This is a genomic window from Gordonia sp. 852002-10350_SCH5691597, from assembly GCF_001665715.1.
Taxonomy (GTDB): Bacteria; Actinomycetota; Actinomycetes; order Mycobacteriales; family Mycobacteriaceae; genus Gordonia; species Gordonia sputi.
The window spans coordinates 40,460-51,252 of record NZ_LZMO01000218.1 but is presented as its reverse complement, the minus strand read 5'-3'; the positions used below and the strand labels follow the sequence as shown (position 1 = coordinate 51,252).

General features: G+C 64.9%; 13 protein-coding genes. 3 read left to right on the top strand and 10 right to left on the bottom strand.

Annotated features, from left to right (window positions below; all coding sequences use genetic code 11):
- The coding region (locus A5777_RS16110; protein WP_064863421.1) for an ArsR/SmtB family transcription factor at nucleotides 1-365 on the top strand (365 nt) is incomplete at its 5' end.
- The gene (locus tag A5777_RS16105) at nucleotides 362-826 is read left to right on the top strand and encodes a Fur family transcriptional regulator (protein WP_064863412.1); all 465 of its coding nucleotides are present in this window, start codon (nucleotides 362-364) and stop codon (nucleotides 824-826) included. The genes A5777_RS16110 and A5777_RS16105, both read left to right, overlap by 4 nt.
- A 13-nt stretch (nucleotides 827-839) precedes the next feature.
- Here A5777_RS16105 and A5777_RS16100 read toward each other — a convergent pair whose 3' ends face one another.
- The 9 genes from A5777_RS16100 to A5777_RS16060 are packed head-to-tail and all read right to left on the bottom strand — an operon-like array spanning nucleotide 840 to nucleotide 9,009.
- Nucleotides 840-1,271, bottom strand: coding sequence for a hypothetical protein (locus tag A5777_RS16100; protein WP_064863411.1), 432 nt, complete (start codon nucleotides 1,269-1,271; stop codon nucleotides 840-842).
- Between the two features lie 13 nt (nucleotides 1,272-1,284).
- Nucleotides 1,285-2,121, bottom strand: a complete 837-nt coding sequence (locus A5777_RS16095; protein ID WP_064863410.1) for an isoprenyl transferase — start codon at nucleotides 2,119-2,121, stop codon at nucleotides 1,285-1,287.
- Nucleotides 2,087-2,893, bottom strand: coding sequence for a DNA repair protein RecO (recO, locus tag A5777_RS16090; protein ID WP_039855844.1), 807 nt, complete (start codon nucleotides 2,891-2,893; stop codon nucleotides 2,087-2,089). The genes A5777_RS16095 and recO overlap by 35 nt, the downstream gene beginning before the upstream one ends.
- 48 nt (nucleotides 2,894-2,941) lie before the next feature.
- Nucleotides 2,942-4,576, bottom strand: a complete 1,635-nt coding sequence (locus tag A5777_RS16085) for a YhgE/Pip domain-containing protein (RefSeq protein WP_064863409.1) — start codon at nucleotides 4,574-4,576, stop codon at nucleotides 2,942-2,944.
- Between the two features lie 27 nt (nucleotides 4,577-4,603).
- Nucleotides 4,604-5,518, bottom strand: a complete 915-nt coding sequence (era, locus tag A5777_RS16080; RefSeq protein ID WP_064863408.1) for a GTPase Era — start codon at nucleotides 5,516-5,518, stop codon at nucleotides 4,604-4,606.
- Nucleotides 5,515-5,850 (bottom strand): hypothetical protein, encoded by a 336-nt coding sequence (locus tag A5777_RS16075; RefSeq protein ID WP_064863407.1) that lies wholly within the window; start codon nucleotides 5,848-5,850, stop codon nucleotides 5,515-5,517. Before A5777_RS16075 ends, era begins: the two co-directional genes overlap by 4 nt.
- Nucleotides 5,847-7,322, bottom strand: a complete 1,476-nt coding sequence (locus A5777_RS16070) for a hemolysin family protein (protein ID WP_197502396.1) — start codon at nucleotides 7,320-7,322, stop codon at nucleotides 5,847-5,849. The genes A5777_RS16075 and A5777_RS16070 overlap by 4 nt, the downstream gene beginning before the upstream one ends.
- Before the next feature lie 2 nt (nucleotides 7,323-7,324).
- Nucleotides 7,325-7,918: an rRNA maturation RNase YbeY gene (gene ybeY, locus A5777_RS16065; RefSeq protein ID WP_064863405.1), complete on the bottom strand. Its 594-nt coding sequence runs from the start codon at nucleotides 7,916-7,918 to the stop codon at nucleotides 7,325-7,327.
- On the bottom strand, nucleotides 7,915-9,009 hold the full coding sequence (locus tag A5777_RS16060) for a PhoH family protein (RefSeq protein ID WP_064863420.1): 1,095 nt from the start codon (nucleotides 9,007-9,009) through the stop codon (nucleotides 7,915-7,917). Before A5777_RS16060 ends, ybeY begins: the two co-directional genes overlap by 4 nt.
- Nucleotides 9,010-9,236: 227 nt before the next feature.
- Here A5777_RS16060 and A5777_RS16055 point away from each other — a divergent pair, with 227 nt between their 5' ends.
- Nucleotides 9,237-9,665: a nuclear transport factor 2 family protein gene (locus tag A5777_RS16055; RefSeq protein ID WP_064863404.1), complete on the top strand. Its 429-nt coding sequence runs from the start codon at nucleotides 9,237-9,239 to the stop codon at nucleotides 9,663-9,665.
- 76 nt (nucleotides 9,666-9,741) lie between these two features.
- On the opposite strand, the gene A5777_RS16050 is transcribed toward A5777_RS16055, so the two are convergent.
- Nucleotides 9,742-10,653 carry a zinc-binding dehydrogenase gene (locus A5777_RS16050; protein ID WP_064863403.1) on the bottom strand — a complete coding sequence of 304 codons (912 nt, stop codon included), beginning with the start codon at nucleotides 10,651-10,653 and terminating at the stop codon, nucleotides 9,742-9,744.
- Nucleotides 10,654-10,793: the final 140 nt, after the last annotated feature.

Below are 10,793 nucleotides of genomic sequence, written 5' to 3'. Positions count from 1 at the left end.
CCGCCAGCGACCTGCTCAGAGCACTCGCATCGCCCATGCGGATCGCCATCGTGCTCGCGCTGCAGGAAGACGCCCGCTGCGTGCACGAGCTGGTCGGCTCGCTCGGCGTGAGCCAGCCCCTGGTCAGCCAACACCTGCGCGTACTGAAGGACGCGGGCGTCGTGCGCGGTGAACGCAACGGCCGCGAGATCATGTACTCGCTGATCGACGACCACCTCGCACACATCGTCACCGACGCCCTCACACACGCGACCGAGCCTCGACCGACGCCGCAGCCGAGTGGCCCCGATGCGGCCAGCACCAACACGCAAGCCGCGAACACCACGGCGCCATCGACTACCCACAGCGACGAAGCGACCCTATGAGCAGCACCGACACCACAGCGACGACCGACACCGCAGCACCCAACGACGCCGCCGGCCGCGAGCGTCCCGTCACCGGCATCCGTTCCACCCGGCAGCGCGCGGCAATCGCCGACGCACTGTCGGAAGGCGACGACTTCCGCTCAGCTCAGGAGCTTCACGAGCAACTCAAGGCGCGTGGCGAATCGATCGGACTGACCACCGTCTATCGCAATCTGCAGGCACTGAGCCAAGCGGGTCAGATCGATGCTCTCTGGGACGGTTCGGGCGAGATGCGCTACCGGCACTGCTCGTCGGTGCATCACCACCACCTGGTGTGCCGCGTCTGTGGCACGACCGTCGAGGTGCAGGCGGAGCCTGTGGAGCGCTGGGCCTCGAAGATCGCGGCAGAACACGGATTCAGCGACATCCACCACACCGTTGAGGTGTTCGGAGTGTGCGCCGACTGCCGCGCCGCGCGCTGACACTCCGAGGAGTTCAGCTCGCGTCGACGAGCTTGCGGGCGATGTCGTCGCCGCCGGAGAGCACGATGTGCAGCACCGTCAGCAGTGGGATGTCGGTGAGGCCGTCGACCGGAAACGTGTAGTACTGCAACACATCTGTGGTGACGCCGGTCAGATCGGAGCGTCGTAGGTGACCGAAGCTCAGCGTCGCGTCCAGTTCTTCGACGTCGGAACGGAGCGCGTCGGTGTTGGGAAGGTTGAGCGCGAGCAACTGCGTCACCGAGACCACCTGAAGGTCGTCGGCCAGCGCGATGACGCGAACCGACGCTCGCGTCGAGCCGACGGCCACAACTACCGATTCGTGGTCGGCGTCGGTGACGTCGCCGATCTCGGTCAGGAGTGCGGCCACTCTTTCGAGTAGAACCTGTTGCGCGGCGGAAGGATTCGGGCTCGACTCATCGCTCACCGACTACTCACGCTCACTCCGTCGTCATCACGCCGCCGAAGCGACGGTCGCGAGACGCATACTCGACGCACGCTGCCCACAGGTCGCGGCGATCGAAATCGGGAAACAGCTTCTCCTGATAGACCATCTCGGCGTAGGCCGACTGCCAGAGCAGGAAGTTCGAGATGCGCTGCTCCCCCGACGGACGCAGGAACAGGTCGACGTCGGGCATGTCGGGCTCGTCGAGATACTTCGCGAACGACGCCTCGGTGATCCGCTCGGGATCGAGTTCACCCGCCGCGGCGCGTCGAGCGATCTCCTTTGCCGCATCGGCGATTTCGGCTCGTCCGCCATAGTTCACGCACATGGTGAGGGTCATGACCGTGTTGTCCCTGGTCAGTTCCTCGGCCACTTCGAGTTCTTTGATCACGCTGCGCCACAGCCGTGGTCGGCGTCCGGCCCAGCGCACGCGCACGCCCATCTCGTTCATCTCATCGCGACGGCGTCGGATCACGTCGCGGTTGAAGCCCATCAGAAACCGGACCTCGTCGGGGCTGCGCGACCAGTTCTCCGTCGAGAACGCGTAGGCCGACAACCACGTCACGCCCATCTCGATGCAGCCACAGACGGTGTCCATGAGGACCGCCTCGCCACGCTTGTGCCCCTCGGTGCGCGGCAGTCCACGCTCGGTTGCCCACCGGCCGTTGCCATCCATCACGAGCGCGACGTGGCGTGGGATCAGTTCGGCGGGCAGTGCGGGCGGCGTGGCACCGCTCGGATGCGGGTCGGGTGGACGAACCGCGCGTCGTTCCTGTGCTGCGGCTTGCTTTGCCCGTTCATCCCGAGCCGCGGACCGCGACCGTAGCGCCATCGCCGGCTCCTCTCACGTTCGGTGAAACCAGACTATGAGGGGTTGCGCGTTCGATGAGCGGCAGGGTGCGCAATTGGCGCTCGAGATGCCATTGCAGATGCGCGGCGACCAATCCGCTGGCTTGACGTCGTAGCGATTCGGTCGCGTCCGCGGTGTGTTCCCACTGCCCCCGGTACAAGGAGTCCATGAGGTCGAGGACGCCGGGCGACGGGGTCGCGGCTCCCGGCGGACGACAGTGCAGGCACACCGCACCACCGGCAGCGACGTGGAACGCGCGATGCGGGCCAGGCGAAGCGCAGCGTGCACACACATCCAACGCGGGCATCCAGCCTGCACAGTGCATTGCCCTGAGCAGAAAGGCGTCGAGGATCAGCCCTCCCGGCCGTCGATCATCTGCCAGCGCCTCGAGAGCACCGACGGTGAGGCGGTGCAACTGCGCAGCGGGAGCACGTTCCTCACCGGCAAGGCGTTCCGCGGTCTCGAGGACGGCGCACGCCGTGGTGTAGCGGGCGTAGTCGGCGACGATCGCGTCGGCGAACGCGTGGATCGAATGGACCTGTGTGACGACGTCGAGGTTGCGTCCCGGATAGAGGTGCACGTCGACGTGGGCGAACGGTTCCAACCGGGCACCGAACTTCGACCTCGTCCGTCGCACTCCCTTGGCGACCGCACGCACCAATCCGTGCTCCGCGGTCAGCAACGTGATGATGCGGTCGGCCTCACCGAGCTTGTGCTGGCGCAGCACAACCGCTTCATCCTGGTAGAACCTCACCGTGCCATTGTTCCACCGGCGACCGACATGGCCCGCCGAGACATGCCGCTAACCACTGCCACTTCGGGAGTCGTCCGGCTCACGCTCGTGGGAGCCGACATGAGTGCCTGCCGTCGCCTCTCGCTTGCGGGCGCTGGCGCCTGCGACCCCGGCCACGTGCTGGGGTGCAGGCGTGGTGATCGTCGGGAGGCTGCCGCTTCCGCCGTCGAAGAGCTTGGCCATCCGCGGCGTCAGTCGCATGCCGCCAGGGAAGCGATGCCAGCCCTTGTGGTCGTAGAACTTGGTTCCCGCCCAGCCGAGCAGTCCGCCCACGATCAATCCGATGATCGTCTGGATCACGGCCCGGCCGAGGCCGGCGTCCCAGTCGGCATCGAAGTACAGGATCGAGCGAACACCGAGGTACACCAGATGCATCGGCTCGACCGACGCGATCCAGGCGAACAGTCGTGGACTGGCCTCCAGCGGCACGGTGCCGCCAGACGACGGCAGACCGAGGATCACGAAGAACACCAGATTCAAGATCAGACCCGGGTTTCCGAAGACGGCCATCGCCGACGCCGCCGACACACCGACGGCAAAGATCACCAATACCGAATACGTCCACAACACAAACGCGTTCGGTAACGAGGTCCCGACCGCCGTACAGACGCCGATGTAGAGCGCCGACTGGATGAACGCGATCAGCAACATGATCGTCCACTTGGCGGCGAGGGTTCCCCAGCGCGAGATCGGCAGTCGCAGACGCAGTTGGTAGAACGGGCCGAATTCGATGGGCGTCTGGCCGAGCGCGGCGTCGACCACGATGCTCACCATCATCGCGCCGGTGAAACCGGCGAGAATCAGCAGCAGTGTGTAGTAGAACGCCGACAATCCGTTTCCGGAGCCTTCGGGCAGCGGATTGGGTTCGACGGTCTGCACGTCCACCGGCTGCGAGAGCGCGAGCTGGGCTGCGCCGCTGAACGGTACGTCGGCCTTGGCGAGTTGCTCTCTGACCGACTGAGTGAGCTGGTCGCCCACCTGCTTGTTGACCTGTGTCGACACCCGCTCAGAGAATGTCGTCGTGATAGCCGAGGCGAAGGTTCCCGACCCGCGATTGATGTAGATGTCGATCGGCAGCTTCTCGGGCTTGGCCTGCAGTACCGCCGATTGGCCAAGTGCCACAGCCTTGTTGGTGAAGTTCGGGCTGATGATCACGACGCCGTAGACCTTGCCCGTGTTCAACTCGTTCAGCGCGGTGGTGCGGTCGGTCTTGTGCACCGCGATTCCACTCTTCGCCGCCTCGTCGATGATGCCCTTGGCTATCTGATCGCCGTAATTCTGTTTGTCGGTGCCGCCGTCGGCGTTAGGGACCTCGCCGCCGTTGTCCTGGTTGGACAAGGCGATCGGGAAATCGTGCAGATTGCGTTCGGGATCGGCGATCGCGCCCATGTACAGCGCCGCCATGAACGACATGATGACGACGACGAGCAACACCGGGAGTAGCCAGAACTTGGGCGCACCGAGCACCTCGGAGATGGTGCTGACCGCCTGCTCCTCGTGCGGGTAGCCGTCAGCGCCGGTCTGCTCGGTGCGACTCTCGTCGGTGCGAGTGCCTCCGCCGTGACTGTTCTGATCGTGACTGTCCTGCGTCGAATCGACCGAGTCGGCTGGTGCCGTTTCGTCCGATCCCTCATGCTTGCCCACCGTCGTACCTCCTGAAGAGATCGGCCGTCAGAAGCCCATTCGTCCCAGCTGTTTGGGGTCTCGCTGCCAGTCCTTTGCCACTTTCACGTGTAGATCCAGGTAGACCTTCACGCCGAGTAGATTTTCGATCTGCGTCCGAGCGGTGGTGCCAACCTGCTTCAGACGCGAACCCTTGTGTCCGATGATGATGCCCTTCTGGCTGTCGCGCTCCACGTAGAGAATCGCGTGGACGTCGACCATCGGTGCCTGATCGGGGCGTCGGTCCTCGCGCGGGATGACCTCCTCGATCACGACCGCCAGCGAGTGCGGCAACTCATCGTGCACTCCCTCGAGGGCGGCCTCGCGGATGAACTCCGCCATCAGGACCTGCTCGGGTTCGTCGGTCAGCTCGCCGTCGGGATAGAACGCGGGGCCCGGTTCCATCAGCGAGACGAGAACGTCTGTGAGAACGTCGAGCTGCGCGCCGCTGGTCGCCGACACCGGCACGACCTCTGACTCGCTGCCGAGCAGCTCACTCAGTGCGAGCAGTTGGGCCGCGACCTTGTCCGGCGTGACGCGGTCGATCTTCGTCACGACGCCGAGCACCGTCGTCTTGGGCGCCATCTGTCGCACCTGCGACACGATCCAACGGTCACCGGGACCGATCGCCTCGTCGGCCGGGATGCAGATCCCGATCACGTCGACCTCCGAGTAGGTGTCGCGGACGAGATCGTTGAGTCGCTGCCCGAGCAGCGTACGCGGTCGATGCAGGCCAGGCGTGTCGACGATGATCAACTGCGCGTCTGGCCGGTTCACGATTCCGCGAATGGTGTGCCGAGTGGTCTGCGGACGATTCGACGTGATCGCGATCTTCTCGCCGACGAGGGCGTTCGTCAGCGTCGACTTCCCCGTGTTGGGCCTGCCGACGAAACAGACGAATCCTGAGCGGAATTCGTCGCTCATGACTCGACGCGATCGACGACGGCGCCGCTTGGATCGGCGACGATCAGAGGCGCCGACGGGCTGATCTCGTGCAGGGTTGCCAGCCCGGGATCGTCTGCTCGGCCGCCGACGACGACGGCGGCCTCGAACTCGCCCGCTCCGCTGCCGAGCGCCGTTGCGAGCGCGACCTGAAGACCTGTCAACTGCAGCGAGCGCGTCTCGACGTCGGCTCCGGCGTAGGTCCGTCCGTCACCGTCGCGAACCGCCGCACCCGATGCGGTCTCTGCGCGGGCGCGCGCTCCCCTGGCGAGCACGACGAGTTTGTTGTCCTCGTCGTCGAGTGTCTGGGTCACCTGTGATCCTTGCCGTTGCGTGCGTGAACCGACGTGCCGCGGTCCGAGCCGTTCCGCTCTGAGTATTCCCCATCGGTGTCGGCGTCGGCGTCACGCACTCGACGGAGCGCGCCTGCGTCGGAGTCCGAGCGGGCGTCACCGCTGCGTCGATCACGTCGTGAGTCGTCGTCATCGCGCGACACCACGTCTGCATCGTCATCGTCCGCAGACGGCAACTTGGTCACCAACACAGTAGTGATGCGTTGGCGCCCTTGATGATTGGGGCCTCCCTCTGCGACAAGCCGCAGCCCGTGGGATTCGACGTCGGCACCCGGCAGCGGCACGCGGCCCAACTCCAGCCCGACGAGTCCGCCGACGGTTTCGACCTCATCGTCGTCGATCTCGATGTCGAAGAGCTCGCCGAGATCCTCGACGGGCAGTCGGGCCGACACCCGAATGCTGCCATCGCCGAGATCTTCGATGGGGGCGACCTCGTCGGTGTCGTACTCGTCGGTGATCTCACCGACGATCTCCTCGAGCACGTCCTCGATGGTGACCAGGCCTGCGATGCCGCCATACTCGTCGACCAGGAGCGCCATGTGGTTGCGGGTGCGCTGCATGTCTGCGAGCACCTTGTCGAGTGGCTTCGAGTCGGGCATGAACTCGGCCGGACGCATGAGATCTCGCGCCCGGATGACCGTGATCGGTTCTCCCGCATTCAGTGTCGACGCGAGGTCTTTGAGATACAGCACCCCGAGCACGTCGTCGGGGTTCTCGCCGATCACGGGTATGCGCGAATGTCCGGACCGCAGTGCGAGATTCAGCGCCTGCGCAACGGTCTTGTCGTCTTCGATCCAGATCATCTCGGTGCGCGGGACCATCACCTCACGGGCATTGGTGTCGCCGAGGTCGAAGACGGATTGGATCATCCGGCGCTCATCTGCCGCCACCACTCCGCTTGCCTCCGCGAGGTCGACGACCTCGCGTAACTCGACCTCGGTGGCGAACGGACCGTTGCGGTATCCGCGTCCGGGGGTCAATGCGTTGCCGATGAGGATGAGAAGTCGGGTGACCGGTGTCAGCAGCACACCGAGCGCCTGCAGGAACACCGCAGAGGCCAGCGCGACACTGTAGGCGTGTTGCCTGCCCAGCGTGCGAGGTCCGACACCTGCCGCGATATAGGAGAGCACGGTCATGCCCGCGATCGTGACGACCAGCCCCCACCCGACCCCGAGCGCATCGACCGCCGCGACGGCGGCGAGTGCAACCGACGCCGTCTCGCAGGCGACGCGCAGGAACACGGCGAGACCGACGTAGGTGGCGCGCGCGTCGAGCACCGAGACGAGCCTGCGCGCTCCGGCGCGCTGCTCTTTGACCATGTCTTCGACACGAGCGATCGACACCGTCGACACGGCGGTGTCGACGGCCGCGAACAAACCTGCGGCAGCGAGCAAGAGGAGAGCGACGATGAGGAACCAGATGTCTTGCGACAAGGTCACGTGTCCTTGGGCGGGGTGTGTCCCGGGTCGGGGACGTCGGGAGCCGCGTCGACCGACGCGATGTCAGAGAAACCGATGTTGGTCAACAGTTTGGTGTCACGGTCGGACTGACGCTGTACCTGCGCTATGCGGTGACGTTCGGCGTAGAACTCTTCGAGGATGCTGTTCTGCAGCCCGAACATCTCCTTCTCCTCCTCCGGCTCGGCGTGGTCGTAGCCGAGGAGGTGCAGGACACCGTGGATCGTGAGCATTGCGAGTTCGTGGTCGAAGGAGCGTCGTGCCTCTTTGGCTTGGCGCTTCGCGAAAGCGGGACAGATCACGATGTCGCCGAGGATCGCCGGACCAGGTTCCGCGGCGTCCGGGCGGCCGCCGGGGACGAGTTCGTCCATCGGGAAGCTCATGACGTCGGTCGGGCCGGGCAGATCCATCCACTGGACGTGCATGTCGGCCATCGTGTCCTCGTCGACCAACAGCAGCGAGAGCTCGGCTGCCGGATTGACATCCATCGCGCCCACGGCGAACCGTGCCGCACCGATGATCAGTTCCGCCGGGGCCTCGACGCCCGACTCGTTGGCGAGTTCGATACTCATGAGCGTCGTCCCCCTCCGGCGGCGCGTCGAGCCGCACGATTGCCGCCTTGCACGCCCGCGTCACGCAATCGACCCGACGAACGGTGTGCCTCGTCGTCGCGGCCGTACGCGTCGACGATGTCGGCCACAAGTCGATGACGCACGACGTCGGAGCTGTTCAGGTGCGAGAAGTGGATGTCGTCGATGCCCTCGAGAATGCGTGTCGCGGCGTTGAGGCCGCTCTGTGCTCCGCCGGGAAGGTCGACCTGCGTGACATCGCCGGTGACAACAACTTTCGATCCGAACCCGAGACGGGTCAGGAACATCTTCATCTGCTCGCTCGTGGTGTTCTGCGCCTCGTCGAGGATGATGAAGGCGTCATTCAACGTCCGTCCACGCATGTATGCGAGAGGCGCGACCTCGATGACGCCCGCCGCCATGAGTTTCGGTATCGACTCAGGGTCGATCATGTCGTGCAACGCGTCGTAGAGGGGACGCAGGTACGGGTCGATCTTCTCGCTGAGCGTTCCCGGAAGAAAGCCGAGTCGCTCCCCCGCCTCGACAGCGGGGCGAGTGAGGATGATGCGGTTGACCGCTTTGCCCTGCAGCGCCTGCACGGCCTTGGCCATCGCAAGGTACGTCTTGCCCGTTCCTGCTGGTCCGAGGCCGAACACGATCGTGTTGTTGTCGATGGCGTCGACGTACTTCTTCTGATTGAGCGTCTTGGGGCGGATCGTCTTTCCGCGGCGGGAGATGATGTCGAGTGACAACACCTCAGCAGGCGACTCCGCCGATCCCTCGCTCAACATGGACACGCTGTGGCGCACGAGGTCGGGGGTCAGCGGGGTTCCGCGTCCCACCAGGTCGGCCAGTTCGGCGACAACTCTTTCCGACGCCGCGACGTCGGCCTGCTGACCGCTGAGCGTCACCTGGTTGCCGCGGACATGGATGTCGGCGGGGAGAAGTTTCTCCAGGGTGCGCAGGTTGATGTCACTGGCCCCGAGCAGACCGAAAACCACCTCGGGAGAGATTTCCACGTTGGAGGTGACCACAGGTCTGCCCCCTGATGTTCCGCTGTTCGGCGCGTTCACGTCGGGGGTGCCGTCACTCACGTATGCAATCACTCCTGGGTTCGATCGAGAATCGGGGATACAAACGGGACTGTATCCGCTACCAGTCTATCGCGCCCCGATAGTGGATCAGCAGGCATTATTCCGCGGAGCCGGTCCTGTCATACCCCACGAGTAGCGTTTGCGATGGCGAGGTTCTTCCACCAGACGCCTGTTCATCCAGAGACGCTGTGGTCTCGTTTTACTTCATCGACTATCGAGGAGCACCTATGCCCACCAGTGTCACCCCCAACGTCACCGACACCGCCGCCGGAATCGCCCTCTACGACCGCTGGGCCCAATTCTGGAACGGTGAGCTCCACGCAGCGGATCTGATGGCACCGACATTCGTGCTGCGATATGCGCAGGTCGGAGCGGAGGAAATCAACCAGATCTCCGACGCCGACACGTTCACCGACCACGTAGCGGCTTTCCGAGCAGACCGCCCTGGCATCCACTACCAGGCTGAGGGGCCTGCAGTTGTGTCGGTCGACGGCGACGAGAGCTACCACGTCGCCCGGCCGTACCTGGCAGTGATCCCCGCTGATGCTGAACACCCCGAGATTCGGATCAGTGGCACAGACATCCTTCGTGTGCGCGAGGGTCGGATCGTCGAGGTCTGGTCGGTGTCGGCGTTCGGCAAGCCTTTTTACGGATGACGAGCGTCACAAGAACAACGCCTTGTGAACACAAGAGCCGGTGTTCTCGGTCGACGAGTTTGTCGTGGTGGTCACCTCAGCCCCACTTCAACACGAGGTTTCCCACGATGCGACGTTCGCGCAATGCGGCGATGGATTCGGCAGCATCGGCGATCGTCCGCACCTCATCGAGAACCGGATGCAGTCGCCCGCTGCCGACCAGCCCGACCAGTGTGGCCAGATCCCGGCCGATCGGCCGGTCGCTCGCCGTGTAGTCGAACGAGATGACAGGCGCGCCGACCGTACCGTTGACCCAGTCGAAGAAGTCGAGCGTCGCCGGTTCCCGGCTCGCCTGGCCGAACCAGATGACCCGTCCTTCCGGTGTCACGCGACGCCGCAACTTGCCGAGCGAGTTGCCGCCGACCGAGTCGAGCCCGACGTCGAATCCGCTGCGGGCGTCCTCGAGGTCGAGCAGCGTGGTTGCGCCGAACTCACGCAGTCGTCCGCCGCGCGCCGTCGACGCGACCACCGCGGTCATCAGTGCACCGCAACCAGCCGCGATCTCAGCGAGGTAGTGGCCGACGCCTCCGCTGGCACCGGTGACTAGGAGCGATGTGCCGGGAGCCAACCCCGCCGCGCGACCGAGGCGCAATGCGGTCAACCCCGCGAGCGGGAGCGCGGCAGCCACTTCGACGGACACCCCGTCGGGTAGAGCGACCATGCGATCAGTGTCGACTGCGACCAGGTCTGCCCAGCCTGCTTCGCCGACGTGCGCCACGACCCTCGTACCCGCTGCGGGACCACTCCCGTCCGCCGCAGATTCGATGACGACTCCCGCTATGTCCTTTCCGGGACGCCAGCGGGGTGCTGGCGCCTCCAACAGGAACGTCTCTCCTCGATTTATCGATATGGCTTGCACCTCGATCAACGCCTGCCGCTGGCCATGAGTGGGTTCCTCGACATAACCGATCGTCACCGATCCCGCGTCATCGCTGATCAACGCTCGCATCGTCTGTCCCCTCGTCTCGTCGTATCGCGCCCGGATGCACGATCGATTCGTCCTTTTACGATGACAGGCATGGTATGAAATAGTAAGTAGGCACTATTTGGTAACCACTGATGCCGACAGCGGCGAGAGGGCGAAGCAAA